19 protein-coding genes, 1 tRNA gene and 1 pseudogene are annotated in these 21,180 nt (G+C 65.6%); 11 read left to right on the forward strand and 10 right to left on the reverse strand.

From position 1 onward, the window contains the following. Window positions 1-33 precede the first annotated feature (33 nt). From VNQ78_RS18180 to VNQ78_RS18190, 3 genes are read right to left on the reverse strand one after another with little or no spacing between them, the layout of a single operon-like run. Window positions 34-294: an acyl carrier protein gene (locus VNQ78_RS18180; protein ID WP_325692436.1), complete on the reverse strand. Its 261-nt coding sequence runs from the start codon at window positions 292-294 to the stop codon at window positions 34-36. Between the two features lie 12 nt (window positions 295-306). Continuing rightward, a complete protein-coding gene (gene lpxD, locus VNQ78_RS18185; RefSeq protein ID WP_325692438.1) occupies window positions 307-1,437 on the reverse strand; it encodes a UDP-3-O-(3-hydroxymyristoyl)glucosamine N-acyltransferase in 1,131 nt (376 codons plus the stop codon). Window positions 1,438-1,464: 27 nt separating this feature from the next. Beyond that, window positions 1,465-3,042, reverse strand: a complete 1,578-nt coding sequence (locus VNQ78_RS18190) for a L,D-transpeptidase family protein (protein ID WP_325692440.1) — start codon at window positions 3,040-3,042, stop codon at window positions 1,465-1,467. 384 nt (window positions 3,043-3,426) lie between these two features. Between VNQ78_RS18190 and VNQ78_RS18195 the strand changes: the two genes are divergently transcribed. Beyond that, a complete protein-coding gene (locus tag VNQ78_RS18195) occupies window positions 3,427-3,987 on the forward strand; it encodes a YcbK family protein (protein WP_325692442.1) in 561 nt (186 codons plus the stop codon). A 100-nt stretch (window positions 3,988-4,087) separates the two neighbouring features. Here VNQ78_RS18195 and VNQ78_RS18200 read toward each other — a convergent pair whose 3' ends face one another. Next, window positions 4,088-4,840 carry an SseB family protein gene (locus VNQ78_RS18200; RefSeq protein WP_325692444.1) on the reverse strand — a complete coding sequence of 251 codons (753 nt, stop codon included), beginning with the start codon at window positions 4,838-4,840 and terminating at the stop codon, window positions 4,088-4,090. Between the two features lie 183 nt (window positions 4,841-5,023). Here VNQ78_RS18200 and VNQ78_RS18205 point away from each other — a divergent pair, with 183 nt between their 5' ends. From VNQ78_RS18205 to kdsA, 4 genes are all read left to right on the forward strand, one after another. Beyond that, window positions 5,024-5,617 (forward strand): uracil-DNA glycosylase family protein, encoded by a 594-nt coding sequence (locus tag VNQ78_RS18205; RefSeq protein WP_325692446.1) that lies wholly within the window; start codon window positions 5,024-5,026, stop codon window positions 5,615-5,617. Window positions 5,618-5,921: 304 nt separating this feature from the next. Further along, window positions 5,922-6,575, forward strand: coding sequence for an ABC transporter ATP-binding protein (locus tag VNQ78_RS18210; RefSeq protein WP_325692448.1), 654 nt, complete (start codon window positions 5,922-5,924; stop codon window positions 6,573-6,575). Continuing rightward, the gene (locus VNQ78_RS18215) at window positions 6,559-8,286 is read left to right on the forward strand and encodes a capsule biosynthesis protein (RefSeq protein WP_325692450.1); all 1,728 of its coding nucleotides are present in this window, start codon (window positions 6,559-6,561) and stop codon (window positions 8,284-8,286) included. Before VNQ78_RS18210 ends, VNQ78_RS18215 begins: the two co-directional genes overlap by 17 nt. Further along, the gene (gene kdsA, locus VNQ78_RS18220; protein WP_325692452.1) at window positions 8,283-9,116 is read left to right on the forward strand and encodes a 3-deoxy-8-phosphooctulonate synthase; all 834 of its coding nucleotides are present in this window, start codon (window positions 8,283-8,285) and stop codon (window positions 9,114-9,116) included. The genes VNQ78_RS18215 and kdsA overlap by 4 nt, the downstream gene beginning before the upstream one ends. 3 nt (window positions 9,117-9,119) lie before the next feature. Here kdsA and VNQ78_RS18225 read toward each other — a convergent pair whose 3' ends face one another. Next, complete coding sequence (locus tag VNQ78_RS18225; RefSeq protein WP_325692454.1) at window positions 9,120-10,331, reverse strand: NAD(P)/FAD-dependent oxidoreductase; 1,212 nt, start codon at window positions 10,329-10,331, stop codon at window positions 9,120-9,122. Between the two features lie 96 nt (window positions 10,332-10,427). Between VNQ78_RS18225 and VNQ78_RS18230 the strand changes: the two genes are divergently transcribed. Further along, window positions 10,428-10,502, forward strand: a tRNA-Gln gene (locus VNQ78_RS18230). Window positions 10,503-10,635: 133 nt separating this feature from the next. On the opposite strand, the gene ppk2 is transcribed toward VNQ78_RS18230, so the two are convergent. The 3 genes from ppk2 to VNQ78_RS18245 form a co-directional block, all read right to left on the reverse strand. Then, complete coding sequence (ppk2, locus tag VNQ78_RS18235) at window positions 10,636-11,466, reverse strand: polyphosphate kinase 2 (protein ID WP_325692456.1); 831 nt, start codon at window positions 11,464-11,466, stop codon at window positions 10,636-10,638. Between the two features lie 12 nt (window positions 11,467-11,478). After that, window positions 11,479-13,185: a SulP family inorganic anion transporter gene (locus tag VNQ78_RS18240; RefSeq protein WP_325692458.1), complete on the reverse strand. Its 1,707-nt coding sequence runs from the start codon at window positions 13,183-13,185 to the stop codon at window positions 11,479-11,481. Window positions 13,186-13,385: 200 nt separating this feature from the next. Next, a complete protein-coding gene (locus VNQ78_RS18245) occupies window positions 13,386-14,279 on the reverse strand; it encodes a DUF1932 domain-containing protein (protein WP_325692460.1) in 894 nt (297 codons plus the stop codon). 151 nt (window positions 14,280-14,430) lie between these two features. On the opposite strand from VNQ78_RS18245, the gene VNQ78_RS18250 reads away from it, so the two are divergent. From VNQ78_RS18250 to VNQ78_RS18270, 5 genes are all read left to right on the forward strand, one after another. Then, window positions 14,431-15,849 (forward strand): FAD-binding oxidoreductase, encoded by a 1,419-nt coding sequence (locus VNQ78_RS18250; protein WP_325692462.1) that lies wholly within the window; start codon window positions 14,431-14,433, stop codon window positions 15,847-15,849. Between the two features lie 126 nt (window positions 15,850-15,975). After that, on the forward strand, window positions 15,976-17,472 hold the full coding sequence (locus tag VNQ78_RS18255) for a tripartite tricarboxylate transporter permease (protein WP_325692464.1): 1,497 nt from the start codon (window positions 15,976-15,978) through the stop codon (window positions 17,470-17,472). Window positions 17,473-17,495: 23 nt separating this feature from the next. Further along, on the forward strand, window positions 17,496-18,503 hold the full coding sequence (locus VNQ78_RS18260) for a tripartite tricarboxylate transporter substrate binding protein (protein WP_325692466.1): 1,008 nt from the start codon (window positions 17,496-17,498) through the stop codon (window positions 18,501-18,503). Then, a complete protein-coding gene (locus VNQ78_RS18265) occupies window positions 18,500-18,970 on the forward strand; it encodes a tripartite tricarboxylate transporter TctB family protein (protein WP_325692468.1) in 471 nt (156 codons plus the stop codon). Before VNQ78_RS18260 ends, VNQ78_RS18265 begins: the two co-directional genes overlap by 4 nt. Window positions 18,971-19,175: 205 nt before the next feature. Then, window positions 19,176-20,336: a LysR family transcriptional regulator gene (locus tag VNQ78_RS18270; protein WP_325692470.1), complete on the forward strand. Its 1,161-nt coding sequence runs from the start codon at window positions 19,176-19,178 to the stop codon at window positions 20,334-20,336. A 486-nt stretch (window positions 20,337-20,822) separates the two neighbouring features. On the opposite strand, the gene VNQ78_RS18275 is transcribed toward VNQ78_RS18270, so the two are convergent. Both VNQ78_RS18275 and VNQ78_RS18280 read right to left on the reverse strand, forming a co-directional pair. After that, entirely contained in the window at window positions 20,823-21,041 is a 219-nt protein-coding gene (locus VNQ78_RS18275) for a hypothetical protein (RefSeq protein ID WP_325692474.1), read from the reverse strand. 25 nt (window positions 21,042-21,066) lie between these two features. Beyond that, window positions 21,067-21,180, reverse strand: a pseudogene (locus VNQ78_RS18280) (IS5/IS1182 family transposase); the annotation flags it as partial.

The raw sequence follows: 21,180 nt of genomic DNA on the forward strand, positions 1-21,180 counted from the left end.
TCGCGGACTTCTCGCCCTTGCTCTTCTTGGCGTTCATGCCTTTTCAGCAACCAGCTTCTCGACCGCCGAGATGATCGAACCAAGCGTCGAGATGTCGAAATCCGAGTTTTCCGGCTCATTGGCGTTGAAGGGCACGGAGATGTCAAACTCCTCCTCGATGGCAAAGATCGACTCGACCAGCCCCATGCTGTCAATGCCGATGTCCTGCGGCGACATCTCGGGCTTCAGCTCGGCTGGGTCCAGCATCGCCTGATCCGCAATGATCTGGATGATACGGTCACGAACGTCTGTCATCTCGGTCTCCATTCAGCCCTTGTCTTCTCCGCGGCTTTCCCCGGCGGAACCGTCGTCAGAGCGCTTTTCCATCAGTTTCTTAACAGTTTCGCGAAGCTCTGCCACCTGCGCGTAGAGACGGGGTAGCCGGCGGATATTCTTTTGCGCCTCGATCTGGGCCTCCATCTTCAGCGCGGGGCTGCCCAGCAGCACCCGTCCGGCGGGCGCGTTGGTGAAGATCTTGGTCGATCCGCCGGCGATCACGTCGTCGCCGATGAAGATATTGTCCGAGACGCCGACCTGACCGCCCAGCACCACGCGGTTCCCGATCCTGACCGAGCCGGCGACGCCCACCTGCCCGCAGAGCATGCAATCCTCGCCCACGATGGAGTTGTGCCCGACCTGCACGAGGTTGTCGATCTTGGTGCCGCGCCCGATGCGGGTCGCCCGCATGGTGCCGCGATCGACCGTCGCATTCGCGCCCAGCTCGACATCGTCGCCCAGCTCGACTCCGCCCAGCGAATGGATGCGGGTCCAGTGCTGCTCGCGGAACTCGTGCCGCTCACCGAGGCTCTGGCGGATCTCCTCGACGCCGGATTTCTCGGGCGTGACGAAGGAGAAGCCGTCCGCGCCGACCGAGGCGCCGGGATGCAGATAGACGCGGTCGCCGATCCTGACCTCATGCGCGACGCGGGCGCCGGGATGGAACATCGCATCCCGCCCGATGACGGTATCGCGGCCGATGCTGACATGCGAGGCGATGCGCGCGCCCGGCCCCAGCTTCACCCGCGCGCCGATGACGACGAAAGGCCCGATCGCCGCGCCCTCGCCGATTTCGGCGCTGGGGTCGATCACCGCGGTCGGATGGATGCCGGGCGCGATCTCGGGCCCGCGGTCAAAGCTGCGCGTCAGCCCGACCAAGGCGAAGCGCGGCCGCTGGACGAGGATCGCGGCCTTAAGCCCGAGGGCCTCGGGCTCCATCCCTTCGGCGAGGATCGCCATGCCGCCGGGTTTCAGCCGCTCGGCATAGGCCGGACTGGTCGCCAGCGAGATCTGCCCCTCGCCCGCCTCGCCCGCTTCGGCGGCGCCCGTCACGATCAGGCTTCCGTCCCCCCAGAGGCGGGCATCAAGCGCCCGCGCCAGTTCGGCGATGGTCAAAGTCATATCGCTCCCCTTTTCCTTGGGGATGATCTAGTTGGCCTTAGCCCCAGAATCCAGACCGCTGTCGAGTCCGGCCTTCGCCAATGCGGCGCGAACCTTGGCGTCGCGCCCATAGATGTCGGGATAGTGACGGATCTTGCCATCCTCGTCGGGGAAGGTCGTGAAATAGACCAGATGCACCGGCATGGTGTTCTTCAGCGTCAGATAGGTCTCGCGCCCCGAGTTCAGCGCGCGCGAGAAAGTCGCCTCCGGGTTCTCGACCTCTCCGGTCAGCAGCTGATGGGCCAGATCGACCGGACGGGCGACGCGGATGCAGCCATGTGAATAGGCGCGGCTGCCCTGATTGAACAGATGCTTGGTCGGCGTGTCGTGCAGATAGATGTTCCACGGGTTCGGGAACATGAACTTGACGATGCCAAGCGCATTGTCGTCGCTGGGTTTCTGCCGCATCCGATAGGGGAAGTTCGAGGCGGTGTATTTGCCAAAATCGATCCGGCTGCGCGGGATCACGTTGCCCGCCCGGTCAACCACATCGAGATGGCTGACGGCATTCCGGTTCGCCTTCAGCCGCGGCAGGTATTCCTTGACCGTGATCGAATGCGGCACGTTCCAACGCGGGTTCACCACGACGTATTTCATATTCTCGGTGAATTCCGGCGTCTCGAGCGTCGGATCCGCCTTGCCGATCACCACGCGGGTCGAAAAGACCGGCACGCCGCCCTCCACGATCATGGCGTTGAAGGATGGCAGGTTGACCCAGACATGGCGCGCGTTCAGGTCATGGCCATGCATCCAGCGCAACCGCTCCAGCGCGACGAGGATGCCGCCGGCCTCGGGGCCCGGACCCTGGTTCAGCCGGGCAATGGTGCGCGGCCCCGCCACGCCGTCGGCGGGAAGTCCCGCCGCCCGCTGGAATGCCGCGACCGCGCCGGCCAGCGGCGCGTCGAACTGGTCGGCAGGGCCGGTCGGCGCTGTGGTGAAGCCGATGGCGGAAAGCCGTTCGCGAAGCGCCCGGATGCCCGGACCGCCCTCCCCCTCGCGATAAAGCGCCGGGGGTACGCGCGGCGTTCCGGCCGGTGCGGTCAGCCTCGACATCCGCTCAAGCGCGGCCTGAAGGTCCAGATAGGGGCGGCTCCGGGGCGCAAGCGCCGCAAGCCAGGCTTCGGGGTCGGGGCTCGCCACGAATTGGCGCATCAGCTCTCCGGTCGGGACGCGCTGGACGCTGCGCTTGATGCCGGGATCGACCTTGGTGGGGTCGAGCAAGCCTCCGGTCAGGTCATGGGTCCAGCGGGCAAAGGTCCGCGCGAAGGCCAGTTCCGCCTCGAGCCCCGACGCGCCGTCCCGGTCGAAGCCGAGAAGCCCTTCATGACCATAGCGGGCCGGAGGCAGGCCGTGGCGGCCCGCTGTATCGACCGCCTCGATCAGGGCGTGCCGCCGGGCGCTGCCGGCCTCGCCCTCGAACACCGGCTGAAGCCCGGTCGAGCCATAGAAATCCGCAAGCCCCGGATTGCCGGCCACTGCTTCGGCCAGCGCCATCTCCTCGGGCGAAAAGACCAGACGGGGCGCGGGCAGCGCGGCCACCGCCGCCGTCTCCAGACCCTGTGCCAAGGCCGGGCTACCCCCCGCGAAACCGGCGAGTGCCAGAAGGAGAAATACAACCCTTGAACGAATCAAACCCGAGCCCATAGCCCTGAACAATCCCTTTTCCTTATCCACTCTCAGTGCCATCAGGCGCGGATGGGGTCCAGCATCTGTGGCCATTTTGTCGCGCGCTGATGCCCGCAAACCACGGCGATTTGCCAATCTTCGACGCCGGTTCCCACGCAACTTTCCAATCGGCGGATTCTCGCCGAATATGGCGAATGTCCGCTCGCCGCGGAATCAAATGCTTTCCTCCGCTCGCGGGCTGGTGACATATTGTTAATCAGTCCCGGCTAGATCGGGATAGCCGGAGTACCGGCACAACAAACGAAGCAGGACAGGCGATCTGACATGACGTTTGAAACTATCTCGCGTCGCGGCATCCTTGGTGTGTTCGCGACGACGACGGTGGCAGCAGCGCCGGTTATGGCCAATGCCTTCGGTCTTATGCGAGGTGCCGGTGACATTCGCCGCATCCGCATGTATTCGGGACGCACCGGGGAAAGCATCGACACGGTCTATTGGGTCGATGGCAAATATATCCGCGACGCTCTGAATGAAATCAATGTGTTCATGCGCGACTGGCGCACGGGCGAGGTGATCGGGGTCGACCCGCGCACCGTAGACATTGCCGCAGCCTCGCACCGGCTGCTGCAGACCAACGAACCCTATATGATGCTGTCGGGCTATCGCTCGCCCAAGACCAACGCGATGCTCCGCTCGCGCTCGTCGGGTGTGGCGCGCAACTCGCTGCACATGGTCGGGAAGGCTGCGGACCTGCGCCTCAAGTCGCGTTCGGTGTCGCAGATGTACAAGGCCGCCGCCGCCTGCAAGGCAGGAGGGGTCGGCAAATATTCGCGCTCCAATTTCGTGCACATGGATTGCGGGCCAATCCGTCACTGGGGCGCCTGATCACGAGCTAACACAATGATGTGATCACGCTAAGACCCGCCCCTTGGGGCGGGTTTTCGCGTTTCTTCCGCAGCGCATTTCCCCCTCGCGCATTTCTGGGCTAGCGCAGGCGGGGCGGCGCGTTCGGATCGCGTCGGGGCGCAGGCGCGGGCTCGTCCAGCGGCGGTGATTCGAGAACCAGCGCCAGCGCCGGATGGGAAGCGTCGGAAAAGGCCAGATCCGTCCCGCCGGGGATCTCGGGCAGGAAGGCCAGAAGCTCGGCGAATGCCTTCGCGACGGCATTCCGGTGCGATTCCCCGACGCCTTTCAGGATCAGCGTGTGGTTCGCGCGGCCATCCGCCCATTCCGCCGCGACAAGCGCCGCCGATTCGACCAGCCCGCCCATGTCGCCGAGACGCAGCGACACAGGCTCGGCCAGGATCTCGACCGCCTCAGGGCGTGGCTGGCGCATCGCGACCGGGGCTTCGTCGGGGGCAAGGCTCGGCTCCGCCTCCAACGCCCGCCCGAGCCAGGCGAGTGCCGCCGCATCCAGCAGCATTTGCGAGGGCTGACCGGGATTGACCAGCAGGCCCCGCCCCTCCGCCACCAGCGCGGCTGCAAGCACGCGGCCCGGCAGGCCGACATAGGCAACCGGCCCGCCGATGAAGCCGGCCAGCCGCTCCTCGCTGTCGCAGGCCAACGCAGCGGGACCGTCTTCGAGGGGGAATATCTGCAACTCGGCCCGGTCGGCCACCGGCTCCTCGACCAGCGCCGCGAAAAGCTCGGTATCGGCCAGGCGCGAGAGGATGCGGGCGCGCCGCGCGGGGTCGGCTTCGTGGAACGGAATCGAGCAGAGCAGGTCCAGCGGGGTCATCGAACTTTCCCAGAATTTCGGTTGGCAGGGCAAAGCCCTGAACCAGAGTTTCGTCAGCCGGTATGTCGCCAGCGGGGATTAGGCAAGCGAAAGATGCCCGCAAGGGTTGCCGGAGGGATTCGCTTGGAAAGCCGGGAATAGCACCTAACTAGGGACAGAACACCCACCGTTCCCGGCAGCGTCATGGAAGCACAGGCAGAACAGAGCATCTCCGACCTCGACAGGGAAATCCGGTCCTGCCGGGCCTGTCTTGGCAAGCTGCCTTTCGAGCCGAAGCCCATCCTGCAGCTTTCCTCGCGGGCACCGATCTATATCGTCAGCCAGGCCCCCGGCCTCAAGGCGCATGTCTCGGGGCGGACCTTCGACGACGCCTCGGGCGACAGGTTGCGGGACTGGCTGGGCGTCACCCCCGCGCAGTTCTATGACAAGGACAACTTCGCCATTGCGGCGATGGGATTTTGCTATCCCGGCCGCGCGGCCTCGGGCGACGCGCCCCCGAGACCGGAATGCGCGGCGCTCTGGCGGCCACGGCTTGCGCAGGCGCTGCACTCGGTCAGGCTCACGCTGCTGGTCGGAAGCCATGCCCAGGCGCATTATCTGGGAAAGGGCGCGATGACCGAACATGTCCGGGCCTTTCGCCAACATCTGCCCGATTGCCTGCCGCTGCCCCATCCGTCCTGGCGGACGACGGGCTGGATGCAGCGCAACCCCTGGTTCGAGGCCGAGGTTCTCCCCGCGCTCAAGGAACGGGTCGCCTCACTCCTGCCAAGGGACTAGCCGCGCATGGGCGATGCTTCGCCGATCCTCGCCACCAGCCATGCCCGCGACGATTTTTCGTGATCGGCGCAATTCGGGCAGAAATCGCGGGTTTTTCTGACAAAACTGCCTGAAAAGCGGCGGCTCGACGCCGCGTCGTTCACGAAGACCTAACCCCTCCTGCCGCAAGGTGGACACGCGGGCGCGGCCCGCTTAATGTCCGGTCTGCCGCCGCGACCCTCGTGGTCGCTGGCAGGATCAATGATGCAAACTCCTTGGGCCGCGGCAAAACCGCTTTGCGGCCGGGCTTTCTGGATAAGACCAGATGATCGAATTCGACAATGTGTCCAAGTCATTCTGGACGGGAAAACAGCGCAAGGTGATCCTCGACCAGGCCTCCTTCCGGGTGGAGCTTGGCAAGTCGATCGGCATCCTCGCCCCGAACGGAACCGGAAAGACCACCATCATCAACATGATGTGCGGCCTTGAGAAGCCAGATGAGGGGAAGATACGGATCGACTGCCGTGTCTCCTTTCCGCTGGGCTTCATGGGCGGCGTCACCCCCTCGCTCACCGCGAACGAGAACGCGCGCTACATCGCACGGATCTATGGCCTCGATCCCGATTATGTCGAGGCGTTCTGCCGCTGGCTGACTGATATCAAGGAATATTTCGACATGCCGGTCGGCACCTACAGTGCCGGGATGCGGTCGCGCTTCACCTTCGCGCTGATGCTGGCGCTGGAGTTCGACGTCTACCTGATCGACGAGGGGATGCCGGGCACCACGGATGTGGAGTTCAACCGCAAGGCAGGCTCGGTCCTTTACGAGCGCCTCAAGTCCTCGACCGTGGTTATCGTCTCGCACCAGGCGCGCACCATCGAGAAGTTCTGCAGCTCCGCGGCTGTCCTGCACGACGGAAAGCTTTATCAGTTTGAAACCCTCGAAGAGGCAAAGCAATATTATGACTACTCCGCCTAAGGCGCGCGTCTATCGCGTCAGCCGCGAGGAATCGGTTCTGGCCGTCACCCGCGGTTCCGGCGCGGTCGAGACTGCCAGAAAGGTGCAGGTCGACCTGCGCAAGCGCGACGAAGCGAAGGCGCAGGCCGAACCCGATCACGCGGCGCTTTTTGCCCCGGACGAGAATGACGACGGCTTCGGCAACCTGCGCTTTCCGGGCGCGGAGGTCGGGCAACCTCCGGCCCGCTCCACGGCAGCCCCCGAGATGGAGGAACGGATTGCCGCCGTCCGGGCCGAGAACCTGAGCCAGCGCCAGTTGCGCATGGCCCGCCGCATCGCCGCCATGTACGAGATCGAGGTGGCCTCGGATGAGGAGGCGGTGGTTGTCCTGCGCGACCGCGGCATCGACCCGTTCCACCGTGCCGCCGTGGGCAAGATCCTGTCCGGCGAGGCTGCGAAGGCCCAGGGCGGGCTGCCGGTTCCGACCTCGAAACCCGGCGCGATGAAGGGCCGCGGCACCGAGATCATGCCCCTGCCCCCCGGCAGCCGCAACCTCCCCTCGCCCGAGGCGATGACCGAGGAAAAGCGCGCGGCCGAGATCATGCGCATCCAGAAGGACATCGCGCGGCGACGGCGGCGCAAGCTGATGATGCTGGGGGCGCGCCTTCTGGTCTTTGTCGGCCTGCCGACGCTGATCGCCGGTTTCTATTATTCGAAGATGGCGACCCCGCTTTACGCCACCCATTCGCAGTTCCAGATCCAGCAGGCCGACCAGTCCGGCGCGGGCAGCCTGGGCAGCCTGTTCAGCGGCACGCAGCTTGCGACGAATACCGACTCGGTCTCGGTGCAAAGCTATCTGACCTCGCGCGATGCCATGCTGCGGCTTGACGGGGAACTCGGCTTCAAGACCGCATTCCAGCAGGCGGCGATTGATCCCATCCTGCGACTGTCCCCGGATGCGACCAACGAGGCGACCTACAAGCTCTACAAGAATTCCGTCAAGATCGGCTACGATCCCACCGAGGGCGTCATCGACATGGAGGTGATCGCCCCCGATCCGAAGCTCAGCCAGGAATTCTCGGTGGCGCTGATCAAATATGCCGAAGGTCAGGTCGACCAGATGACGGCGAGGTTGCGCGAAGACCAGATGAAGGGCGCCATCGACAGCTATAACGACGCCGAAGCCAAGGTGCGCGAGGCGCAGCTGCGCGTGCAGGAGCTGCAGGAGAAGCTGGGCGTCCTCGATCCTGTGGCCGAAAGCAGCGTCGTCATGGGCCATATCTCGCAGCTCGAGGGGCAGCTTGCCGCCAAGAAGCTGGAACTGGGGCAGTTGCAGGCCAATGCGCGGCCGAACCGCAGTCGTGTCGCCGGCGTCGAGGGCGACATATCCCGGCTTGAGGAGATGCTCACGGACACGCGCAGCCAGCTGACTGAGGGCAATAACGCGCGCGGTTCGCTCGCGACCATATCGGGGCAGATCCGTATCGCGGAATCCGACCTGCTGACCCGGCAGGAGCTTCTGGCCGCGGCTGCCACCCAGATGGAAACCGCGCGGATCGAGGCCAACAAGCAGGTGCGCTACCTGTCGCTTTCGGTCGCGCCCGTGGCCCCGGACGAGGCGACCTATCCCAAGGCCTTCCTGAACACGGTCGTGGCCTTCCTTATTTTCGCAGGCATCTATCTGATGCTTTCGCTCACCGCGTCGATTCTGCGCGAACAGGTGTCCTCATGAAACATATCAAGATCGGCGATGTCAGTTTCGGCAACGACCTGCCCCTCGGGTTGATTGCGGGTCCGTGCCAGCTTGAAACCCTCGACCACGCGCTGATGATCGCGGAACGCGTGGCCAAGGCCGCCGCAGCGGCCGGGGCGGGCTTCGTCTTCAAGGCCAGCTATGACAAGGCCAACCGCACCTCGCTTTCCGGCCGGCGCGGGATCGGGATGGAGGAAGGGTTGCGGATGCTCGAGGAGGTCCGCAACCGGATCGGCTGCCCGGTCCTGACCGACGTTCACGACATCCCCCAGGCCCGCGCGGCGGGGGCGGTGGTCGACGTGATCCAGATTCCGGCCTTCCTGTCGCGCCAGACCGACCTGCTGCTCGCGGCGGGCGAAACGGGTGCAGTCGTCAATATCAAGAAGGGCCAGTTCCTTGCGCCCTGGGACATGCCGAACGTGGCCGACAAGGTCGCCTCGACCGGAAACGACCGGATCATGCTGACCGAGCGCGGCGTCAGCTTCGGCTACAACACCCTTGTCGCCGACATGCGCAGCCTGCCGATCATGGCGCGGACAGGATATCCGGTCATCATGGACGCGACCCATTCGGTGCAGCAGCCGGGCGGTCAGGGCGGCTCCTCGGGCGGGCAGAGGGAATTTGCGCCGGTCATGGCGCGTGCCGCGGTCTCGCTGGGCGTGGCCGGGGTTTTCATCGAGACCCATCAGGATCCCGACAATGCCCCCTCGGACGGGCCGAACATGATCCGGCTGGAAAAGATGCCGGCGCTGATCGAATCGCTGATGCGGTTCGACCGGCTCGCCAAGTCCGACCCGGTCATGGACTGAGCCTCAGGCCGCGGCGATTCCCTTCGCCGCGGCATGGGCCGAGGCCCAGGCCCATTGGAAATTGTATCCGCCGAGCCAGCCGGTCACATCGACGACCTCGCCGATGAAGTAGAGGCCCGGCTGGCCGCGCGCCTGCATGTCGCGCGCATTGAGGTCGCGGCAGTCGACGCCGCCCAGCGTCACCTCGGCCGTGCGCCAGCCTTCGGAACCGACCGGGCGCAGTCGCCAGCGATGCACCCGGTCCGCAATCGCGTCGATCCGGGTATTCGGCTGGTCCGCAAGACGGGCACCCTCGAAGCCAATCTCGGCCGCGATCTGGTCAGCAAGCCGACCCGGCAGGATGCGGCCAAGGGCGGTGGCGACCGCCACGCGCCCGCCCTGCCCGCGCTGGGTCCGAAGCTCCTCGGCCACGTCCCGATCTGGCGCCAGATTGACCTCGATCTCGTCTCCGGGCTTCCAGAAGCTGGAGATTTGCAGGATCGACGGCCCCGAAAGCCCGCGATGCGTGAAAAGCAAGCCATCGCGGAAACGTGTGGCCGCGCGACCCTGCCCGTGGCTGACCTCGGCCTCGACCGAGGCACCCGCCAGCGGACGGCAGAGGTCGAGGTCCTGGGTCGCGAAAGTCAGCGGCACCAGCGCCGCACGCGGCTCGATCAGGCGCAGACCGAATTGCTGGGCCAGATCATAGCCGAAGCCGGTCGCGCCCATCTTGGGGATCGACTTGCCGCCCGTCGCGACGATCAGGTTGCGCGCCGCCACGGGACCGCGGCTGGTCTGGACCAGATAGCCGCCCTCCCGCGCCTCGACCTTGCCGATCGTGGTCTCGAGCCATAGTTGCGCGCCGCGCATCCGGTGCAGCAGCATGTCGATGATCTGGCGCGCGCTCTCGTCACAGAAAAGCTGGCCCAGCGTCTTTTCGTGCCAGGCGATGCCGGCGCGATCGACCATCGCCACGAACTCGGCCGCGGTGAACCCGGCAAGGGCCGAGGCGCAAAAGCGCGGATTCTGCGACAGGAATCGTTCGCGGCTGGTCGCGAGATTGGTAAAATTGCAGCGCCCGCCGCCCGAGATCCTGATCTTTTCCCCCGGCGACCGGGCGTGATCAACCACCAGAATGCGCGAGGGTTCGATGTGCTTCGCGACCTCGACCAGCGAGCCTGCGCAGAAAAGGCCGGCCGCGCCCGCGCCAAGAATGAGGGTATCGACATGTTCCATGGACGGCGCATAACCGCCCCGGATTTTGCCCACAAGAATTTTCGAAAACCCTCTTGCACCCCCCTGTATGCTTGGATAGATACCCCTCCACAGAGTTGGGGCGTGGCCAAGTGGTAAGGCAACGGTTTTTGGTACCGTGTACCGTAGGTTCGAATCCTACCGCCCCAGCCAAATAATCTTTCCGTTCATCATCAGCGCATTAGCCCGGTTTCATGCGGGCCAAATAGCGCAGCTTGTCCGTTATCGCGGGCCCTTCCAGACTGCCCACGACTCGTTGACGATAACCGGTAACGCCCCCCGGCATTCAGATCACGTTCGGCACGACATGGCGAAAGACGATGTTCTTGTCGAAACCCTTCGGCCGCTCCTGACGCTTGCCGAATTTCGGTTTGTCGAACTTGATCCGCTCATAGGGGATCGACTGAAGAAGATGCGTGATCGCGTTGATTCTGGCGCGTTTCTTGTCGCTCGAATCGACGACCCACCAGGGCGCGTGGTCGGTGTCGGTCTTCTGGATCATCTCGGCATAGGCGGCGGTATAGTCCCACCAGCGGCGATAGGATTCGACGTCCATCGGGCTCAGCTTCCATTGCCTCACCGGATCATCGGCGCGCTGGCGGAAGCGGCGCTCCTGCTCCTCCTCCGAGACGTCGAGGAAGTATTTGAGCAGGATGATCCCCGAGCCGACCAGCCATGCCTCAAGCTGGGGCAGCCCCTTCAGGAAGGCCTCGACCTTGGCTTCCTCGGTAAAGCCCATGACCCGCTCGACGCCGGGGCGATTATACCAGCTGCGATCGAAGATCACGATCTCGCCCGCGGCGGGCAACTGGCTGATATAGCGCTGCATGAAGATCTGCGATTTCTCGCGGTCGCTGGGCGAGGGCAGCGCCACGACGCGGAACACGCGCGGGCTGACCTTTTCGGTGATCCGCTTGATCAGGCCGCCCTTGCCCGCGGCATCGCGCCCTTCGAAGATCACGACGATGCGCGCGCCGCTGTGCTTCACCCAGGCCTGAAGATGCGCCAGCTCGACCTGGAGGCGCGCGATCTCCTTCTCATAGGTCTTGCGGTCAAGCTTCGTGATCTCGGCCGCCGGGGCGGCTTCTTCCAGAACATCCTTGCTTTTCTTGGCCATGGACTTCTCTCCTCATGTCCGCGATGGGTCGTTGCTTTCTTCCAGAACACCGGGCGCCGCGTCATCATAGGCGCGCAGTGCGTCATCAAGGTCATCAAAGATCATCGCCCGGCCAATGGCGTCGGCGAGGCCGCAACGCTCCAGCAGGACGGCCACATCCGACTGCACCTCGCACAGGCCCAGCCGGATGCCGCGCGCCACGAGGTCGCGGTGAAAATCCTCCAGCATGGCGATAGCGGTGCTGTCGATCTGGGTCACCGCCGCCGCGTCGATGATCAGCCAGCGCGCGGGGGGCGAGGACGCGAGTGCGATCTCACGCAGCCGCTTCTCGACATGGTCGGTGTTGAAAAACAGCATGTTGCCCTGAATGAAACAGATGGTCAGGCCGGGAATCTGCCTGACCTCGGGCGAGCGGTGCAGCTTGTAGAAGCCGAGGCGACCGGGAATCTGTCCCAGCAGCACCACGCGCGGCTGCATCTCCTTCAGGATCACATAGGCGAAGGTCGCGATGATCGCGACGACGACGCCTTGCAGCACGCCAAAGCTGATCGCCCCGGCCATCGCGATCAGGGCAAAGCCGAACTCGACCCGGCTGATCCGCCAGATCTGCCGCAGACCGTCAAGGTCGATCACGCTCAGCGCCGCCGCGACAAGAATGGCGCCAAGTGCTGGAACGGGCAGGATCCGCAGATAGCCGCCAAGGAAAGTGACCGCGATGGCAAGTGCGACCGCCGCCGCAAGCCCGGCAAGCTGGGACTTCCCCCCGATCGAGAGGTTCACCGCCGTGCGGGAATCCGACGAGGTGACGGGAAAGCCGCCCAGAAGACCCGAGGCGACGCTTGCCGCCCCGAAGCCCCGCAATTCGGCATTCGGATCGACCTCCTCGCCCGTCTGCGCCGCGAAACTGCGCGCGGTGATGATGCCCGCGCCGAAGCTGACGACAAAGACCGCGGCCGAGCCCATCAGCAGCTCTGTGATCGGCAACCCTGCCGGGAACGACAGGCTGGGCATGGGCAGGCCGGTAGGCAGGCTTCCGACGACCTTGATCCCCATGCCCTCGAAGTCGAAAGCCGCGGAAAGCACGCCGGACAGGATCACGACGATTACCGGCCCCGGAATGCTCACGGGCCGGATGCTGACCAGTTGCAGGATCAGGAACATCGCGCAGGCAAGCAGCAGCGACGGGCCGTGAATGGCCCCCGCATTCTGGAACAGCTCCCACAAAGGTTCGATCAGCCCTTCGGATTCTATCCTGAGGCCGGTGACCCGGCCGATCTGCCCGACCATGATCGAGATCGCGACGCCGATGAAAAACCCCGCAAGGATCGGGCGCGACAGAAGGTTGGCGATATTGCCGAGTCTCAGGGCGCTGGCGGCAAAGCAGATGATGCCAACGCCCAGCGACAGAATCGCCGCGACGCCGGCAAGCTGGTCGCGGGAAAGCCCCGGCACCTGCTGGGCGACGGTGGCAAGCACGGCCGCAAGGACCGCCATGGTCGCGGCATCCGGCCCGACGATCAACCTGCGCGAGGGGCCAAGCAGCGCATAGCCGATCACCGAACCGATGCTGGCATAGATCCCGGTCTCTGCAGGTAGCCCGGCAATTGCCGGATAGGCGATCGCGCTGGGAAGGCCGACGGCGGCAATGGCCAGCCCGGCCGAAATATCAGAAGGCAACCATGCGGCACGATAGCCGCGCAGGCTGGGCAGGAGCCGCAAATTTCGCCCCTCTGGCGAAGATGGCGGAGGGATGTTCACCACAAGCTGGCACCTCGCCCTGCGGCCCACTCGCGGGGGCCATGGGACGAAAGATATTGCCGGAAGCTTTTATGTCTACAGAGATTTTGCTCAGGCCGGAAAAACGTGCCCGGACGGCGATCGGAAAGCCCTCCGGGTCCTCGCGCGCCTCAAGGCTGCGCTCAACCGTTGAGGGTTTTCAGGATCAGGTCCGCCCGCTCCGCGAACTCGTCCCGGCCCGCGGGCAGCTCGAGGTCGCCGATGCGCTGCTGCCAGTCCGCCGTGGCCGAGGCCAGACCATTGGGCAGGCCCAGCTCGACCAGCGTTTCGCCTACCTCGCGCATCTCGGCGGCGCGGCGGCGGCCATGGACCATCATCCGTTCGAGGTTGTAGGCCGCCTGGCGCGGCCATTCGATAGCGGGATTGGAGGCCTGAAGCGAGGCGAGGACTTGCGCCTCGACCCCGGCACGCCGGGCGGCCAGCAGGCATTCGGCGGTCAGCGCCTCCATCCCCTTGATCATCACCGAGCGGATCATCTTGATCGAGGAGGCGTCACCGACCGCCTCGCCCGCGACCGTGGCCCGCATGTCCAGCGCGGCCAGAACCTCGGCCGCCTCGGCCGCATGGGGACCGGCGATCAACAGCGGGGTGTGGTGCAGCTTGGGATGGACCGGCGCCATGATCGCCATGTCGACATAGCGCCCGCCCGCCGCCGCGACGATCCCGGCTGCGCGCCGTTTCGCGCCGGGCGAGCAGCTGTTGCCGTCGAACCAGAACGCGCCGGGGGCGAGGGAACCGGCCGCCTGCTCTGCCGCCTCGACCGCGCGATCAGCTGTCACCAGACAGAAGACCGCCCCCGCCCCCGCAAGGGCCGAAGCCCGGTCTGCGGCCAGCGCGACGCCCGCGCGCCCGGCGCGCGCCTGCGGCATGGCCGCCGTCGCGGGGTCGTCGCATTTGATGTCATAGGCCCGTGTCCGGGTCGCGACATCGCTGCCCCAGCCGGTCGCGAAGGCCTCGGCCGCTTCGCCAAATCCGATGAAGGCCAGTTTCCCTGAAAGGGCGTCGAAATCGGTCATGCTCATCCTCCGGTTTTCGCAAGGACTAGCGCGCCACCCACGCCGCGCAAGTCGCCATAGCTCGGGCTTATGGACTCTGCCGCGCTTCGGAATTGCGCCCGCCATCCCCCTCGCCCAGAACCGGCCCCGGACTGCGAGGGAGAAGGACAGGATGAGCGATCCGTTTCTGGAACTGCTGGGCCCGGCCGGATGGCGTTCCGGGGCCAGCGAGATGCAGCCTTATGCCCGCGACTGGCTGGACCGCTGGGGCGAGGTGCCGCTTGGCGTCGCCCTGCCCGCCTCGACCGGCGAGGTGGCGGCGGTGATGCGCCTTGCCGCCCGGTTGGACCTTACCGTCACCCCGCAGGGCGGGAACACCGGGCTGAACGGCGGCAGCGTGATCTCCTCCGGGCAGCGCGGCATCATCCTGTCGCTGGCCCGGATGAACCGCATCCACGCCATCGACGCGGTCGAGATGACGGCGACGGTCGATGCGGGCCTTGTGCTGCAATCGCTGCATGAGGCGTTGGCCCCGCAAGGGCTGATCTTTCCCCTGCATCTGGGGGCCGAGGGCAGCGCGCAGATCGGCGGATTGATCGCCACCAATGCCGGCGGCAGCCTTGCCCTGCGTTATGGCATGATGGAGGCGCAGGTTCTGGGCCTCGAGGTCGTGCTGCCCGATGGCGAGGTCTGGGACGGGATGCGCGCGCTGATCAAGGACAATACCGGCCTGCAATTGCGCAAGCTGTTCTGCGGGGCCGAGGGCAGGCTGGGCGTGGTCACCCGCGCCATCCTGCGCCTTCATCCCGCCCCCGCGACGCGGGCGACGGCCCTGCTCGCCGTGGCGGATCTTGAAACCATGCTGCGCCTTGGCGCAGAGCTTCGCCGCGAGGTGGGCGACCAGCTTACGGCGATGGAGTTCTTCTGCGAGACCGGGCTCGCGATGCTGCTGCGTCACCTGCCCGACCTGTCGCGGCCCGTCGATACGCGCGGCCCCTTCTATCTGCTGGTCGAACTGGCGACCCCGCGCGCGGGCGTCGATCTGCAGGCGTTGCTGACGGATCTGCTGGAAGCCGCCTTCGAGCAGGGCGAGGTTCTGGACGGCACCGTCGCGGCCTCGGACGCGCAGCGCGCCGCGCTCTGGCGCCTGCGCGAGGAGATGCCCGAGGGGCAGCGCCGCGAAGGGCCGCAGATCAAGCATGACGTGGCCGTCCCGGTCTCACGCCTCGCCGAGTTCGTGGATGGGGTGGAGGAGAGATTGCCGCCCATCTTGCCGGGGGTCCGCATCAACCCCTTCGGTCATCTGGGCGACGGCAACGTGCATTTGAACCTCTCGCCCCCCGTCGGATCGGATTTCGCCGGGCGCGAGGCGGCGCTTTCGGACGCGGTCTATGACCTCGCGGCGGAGCTGGGTGGCAGCTTCTCGGCCGAGCATGGGTTGGGTCAGGCCAAGGTCGCCTTGGCCGACCGGCTGCGCGGCGCGACCGAGCGTCGCCTGATGGCCGCCCTGATCGCCGCCGTCGATCCCGAGGGACGCATGAACCCCGGAAAGATCGTCCGGCCGGCGCGTTCCGCTGCCGATATAGCCTAAGCTTATTCCCGACGGATCAAATCTGAATTGTCCTATCGCGCCCGCCTCCGCAAAAGGGAAAGCAAGGGGAGAGTTCCGGGCATCGCGGCAATGCGATGACGGGGCACGGAGTTCAGGAGGAAACGGATGGATGGAATCCTTCAGTCGCTGGGGGTGATCTTCAGCCTGTCGGGCGTGGCGGTGCTGCTGATCGGCGCACTTTTGGGGATCGTCATCGGCGCATTGCCGGGGCTTGGCCCGTCGATCGGGCTGAGCCTGCTCATCCCCTTCACCTATACGATGTCCCCCGAGCTCAGCATGTTGCTGATGATCTCGCTTTACACCTCGGCGGAATATGGCGGCTCGATCAGCGCGATCCTGCTTTCCACGCCGGGAACCGCGGCGGCGGCGGCGACGGCGATCGACGGGTATGCGATGGCGCAGAAGGGGCGCGCGAACGAGGCGATCTCGATCTCGCTGACCGCCTCGACCGTGGGCGGCGTCCTTGGTGGGCTGGCGCTGCTGCTTTTGGCGATGCCGCTTGCCAGTCTGGCGCTGAAATTCGGCCCCGCCGGCTATTTCGCCGTGGGCCTGTTCGGGCTGAGTTCGGTCGCCGCGCTTTCTGGCGGCTCGCTGGTCAAGGGCCTGCTGGGTGCGGCGCTGGGGCTGGCGCTGGCCACCGTCGGGATCGACCCCATCGCCGGCGTCCCGCGCTTCACCTTCGGCCAGTTCGAGCTTTATGAGGGCGTGCCCTTCCTTGCGGCGCTGATCGGCCTTTTTGCCGTCTCCGAGGCGATGGCGCTGGCCGAGAAGCACGCCCGCGCCCTGCCGATGGTCAAGGAAAAGGTGGGGCATGTCTTCATGTCCATGGACCTCTGGCGCGAGACTTGGCGGTCGATGGTCTCCGGCTCGGTCATCGGGACGCTTCTGGGCATCCTGCCCGGCGTCGGCGGCAATATCGCCTGCTGGGTGGCGCGCGACTATGCCCGCGCCCGTGACCCGAAGCCCGAGGAATACGGCAAGGGTGCCGCGAACGGCATCGCGGCCCCCGAGGCCTCGAACAACGCGACCGTGGGGGGCGCGCTGGTGCCGATGCTGGCCCTTGGCGTGCCGGGCTCGCCCACCATCGCGATCATGATGGGCGCGCTGATCATGCATGGCCTGCATCCCGGCCCGCAGCTTTTCACCGAAGCGCCAACGCTGGTCTATGCGATCCTTTTCGGCGTCATCATCGCCTCGCTGGTGCAATATCTGGTCGGCTCGCTGTTCCTGCCGATCATCGCGCGCAGCGTGATGCTGCCGGACGGGGTCATCGCGGCGGGGATTATGGCCTTCGCCGTGCTGGGCGCCTTCGCCATCCGCAACCTGATGTTCGATGTCTGGATGACGCTGGGCTTCGGCCTGCTGGGCTATGCGATGAAGAAGCTCGACTTCCCGGTCGCGCCGGTGATCCTCGCCATGGTGCTGGGTTATCTGGTCGAGTCGAGCTATCGCACCGCGCTGGTGTCCTCGCAGGGGGATTACTCGATCTTCGTGACCGATCCGATCAGCCTGCTGTTCCTGATCCTCAGCCTGATCAGCGTGCTGGTGCCGGTGCGCCGCGCATGGCGCGCAAGGCGCGCGCGGGCCGTGGTCACCGAATGAAACATTCAAAGGGGAGAGAGAAGATGACGATTTCATATCCGATCGCGCGGCCCATCGCCGCGCGCCTGCGGGGCCTCGCGAGGGTGGCGGTGGCGACCTTCGGCCTTGCCGCCGCAACGATGGCCCTGCCCCAGAGCGCCGCGGCCGAGTTCCCGGAAAAGCCGGTAACGCTGGTTGTCTGGTCGGGTGCCGGTGGTGCCCTCGACACCTACGGCCGCAAGCTGGCCGAGCTGCTGGAGCGGGAATCCGGCTGGACCGTCAAGGTCGACAACCGCCCCGGCGGCAGCGGCGCGGTCGGGCTCTCTCAGATCGTCACGCAGCCCGCGGATGGCTACAATATCCTCGTGCTGACCGGGACGCTGACCTTCGGCATCGCGCAGGGCCTGATCCCGTTCAAGCTGGATGACCTGCGCCTGCTGCGCGCCATGCAGTCCGAGCCTTCGTCGCTCGCCGTGATGAAGGACAGCCAGTTCCAGACCGTGCAGGACTTCGTCGATTACATGAAGGCCAATCCGAACGGGCTGAAGGTCGGCGGCCATTCCTCGGGCGGGTTCCACCAATACATGCTCTACCAGATGATGAAGCAGGGCGGCTTCGAAAGCGGCTGGATCCCGCATGACGCCTCGGGCAAGGTCACGCTGAGCCTGCTGGGCAATCATATCGACGCGGCGATGATGACACCCTCCACCGGGCTTTCCCAGGTCAAGAGCGGCGATATCCGCCTGCTCGGCGTCACCACCGCCGAACGCTCCTCCTTCCTGCCCGATGCGCCGACCTTCAAGGAACAGGGCTTCGACCTTGAAGGCGCGATCTGGCGCGGCATCGCCGTCAAGGCCGGGACGCCCGATGACGTGGTGGCCAGCATCCAGACCGCCATCGACAAGGTGACGGCCTCGGAGGACTGGAAGAAATTCCAGGACGAGCAATTGCAGGACAGCCCGAACTGGGCCGAGGCTGAGTTCACCGAACGCACCCGCAAGGATCTTGAGGAGCAGCGCGAGTTCCTGAAATCCGCCGGTTTCGTCGAATGACGGCGCCGCTTGAGACCAGTCCTGACCGGAAAATTCCGGTCAGCGAGCTTGCGGCAGCGCTCATCTGTCTTGCCGCAAGCGCGGGTTTCGTTGCCCTTGCGATGGCCTTGCCCGCGGGGCATTCGCGCGGCGATGTCGGTCCGGGCGCCTTGCCCGAGCAGATCGGCATATTCGGTATGATCTGCGCCGCCTGCTATCTCGTCTCGGTCCTGCGCGGGGGCTTCGCGGGGAAGGCTGGACAGTTCACGGATACGCCGCGCGCGCTCGCATGTTTCGCGATCTTCGCGATCGGCATGGCGGTGGTCCCGTGGCTGGGGCTGGCGCTGGCGCTCTCGGTCGCCGCTGCGGTGCTGACGCTGCTGTTCCAGGGCGAACGCCGCTGGCCCCGCGCAGCCGCGACCGGCATCGGCCTGTGGCTGATCGCGACCCTGCTGTTCCAGAAGCTTCTGGGCCTTCCCCTGCCGTAACCGGAGGCGCGCGCGGCCTCAGACATTGCAAGCCGCTGGTCGCCATGCCCCCGGTCAGGCCTCGCCTCGACCGGGGGCTGTCCTTCGTGGCCAAGGCAAGGGAAACCTTTCCCTGCCAGTTGGGATGACAGACATGAGCGACGCCCGCCATTTGCACGACCTCCGCAAAGGGGTTAGGCAGAGGGCCGTTGCCAAGGACCGCGCCATGCTTCCCAGTCTTCGCCATCTCAGGATGTTTCTCGCGCTGGGGCGCAGCAATTCGGTGACGCGCGCGGCCGAGCTTTGCCATGTCTCGCAGCCTGCGGTAACGCAGGCGATGGGCCGGATCGCGCAGGAAACCGGGCAGGTGCTGTTTCACCGCAGCCCGCAGGGCCTGTTCCTGACCGAAGCGGGAGAGGTTCTTGCCCATCGCGCCACGCGGGCGCTGCGCCTCCTCGACGCCGCAATGGCGGATATGGCGCGCCCAGTCAGGGTACAGGCGACATGGGCGCAGCTTTCGGCACTGATCGCTGTGACCGAGACCGAGAACTTCACCCTTGCCGCGCGCAGGCTGGGGCTTGCGCAACCGACGGTGCATCGCTCGACGACGACGCTGGAGCAGGCGGCGGGGCTTGCGCTGTTCCAGCGCACCGCGCATGGGCTGATCACGACGCGAGCAGGGCAACAGCTGGCCCAGGCCGCCCGCCTCGCCATGGCCGAGATCGACCAGGCCGCCTCGGACCTTGCCGCGCTGGCCGGGCGCGAGGTCGGGCGGATCGTCATCGGCGCCCTTCCCCTCTCACGGTCGGGCTGGCTGCCCTCGGCGATCCTGAAATTCCGCGAGCGTCGTCCCAGCTTTCCCTTCGAGGTCATCGACGGCCGCTATGACGAGCTTCTCCTCGGGCTGCGCCGGGGCGAAATCGACATGATGCTGGGCGCGTTGCGCCTGCCCAGCCCGATCGAGGACATTGTGCAGGAACGGCTATTCGACGACGAGGTGGTTGTCGTCGCGCGAAAAGACCACCCGCTGCTTGCTGCCAGCCCGATCGGGACCGCCGATCTTGCCCGCTATCCCTGGGTGATGCCACGGCGACCGACCCCGATCCGCGGTATCCTCGACAGGCTGCTGGCCGGACATGACCCGGCGAATGTCATCGAGACCTCCTCGGTCATCATGATGCGCGAGATCCTGCGAGGCAGCGATCATCTGGGCGGCATCTCCCGCATGCAGGCCGAGGTCGAGGCCCCGTCCCTCGCCATCCTGCCCCTGCGCCAGCCGGGCGCGATGCGCCCGATCGGCCTGACGACCCGCGCGGGCTGGGAGCCGACGCGGGCGCAATGCGAGTTCATCGAGATCCTGCGCCAATTCGCCCAGCAACCCGACTGAGCGATCGGCCAGCCAAGCGGAGCCTGAACCGGATAACGCTTCGCAGAATTGAAAAAGCCCCGGATCTACCCGAGGCTTTTCAAAGGAATAATGGTGGGCGATAACGGATTTGAACTGGTAGTTCATAACGTAAAATCAATGACTTACGATACATTTTGTAACATTGTGACGCCCCCAAAAATGGGCATGATGACGTTGCGTCACAGATGATGCCGCAGTGCAGAAAGGGCGGGGATTGCTCCCCGCCCTTCGCCATGAGCGAGACAGATATTACCGGCACCGCGCAACCGGAGTTGGTCGCCGTGCCGTCTCGGGGTTTTCGACTGCCGGTCGCGCACTCACCGAGTAATCGCAGCACCATCGCGGCTCATTGGCTAGCCGCCGGGTGTGCCAACCCGACACATAGATATACCGGCACGGGCGGGATCAGTCGCAAAGGCACTCGGGAAATTCGCTCGGCGCATAGAGCGCCGAGGCAAGGGCAAGCTAGGCTGCCTGCCGGAAGCTGGGCGACGTTGCCATGACTTCCTCTACCTCCAACTCCATGAAGGCAACTGCAACGCGGTCGATATGCTTCAAGCGGCGTTCGGCGCTCTTGCGATAGTGAGCCTCCGTCCATCCCGGTTCCTGTTGGCTCGGAACGAAATGGCCGGTTTCCATGTCGGCAAGCTCCTTCATGACTTTCACCCGGTGATAGTCGATCACTAGGGTCCAGACTCATTGAGTTTCGGAGCCAGAACAAGACGGTTGCGGCTAGCAAGATCGCAGAGAAGAAGGTTTCCGGGCACCGGTCGTATCGGGTCGCGACGCGCCGCCAATCCTTCAGGCGGCCGAACATGATCTC

This window comes from Paracoccus sp. (in: a-proteobacteria) (genome assembly GCF_035556475.1).
Classification (GTDB): Bacteria; Pseudomonadota; Alphaproteobacteria; order Rhodobacterales; family Rhodobacteraceae; genus Paracoccus.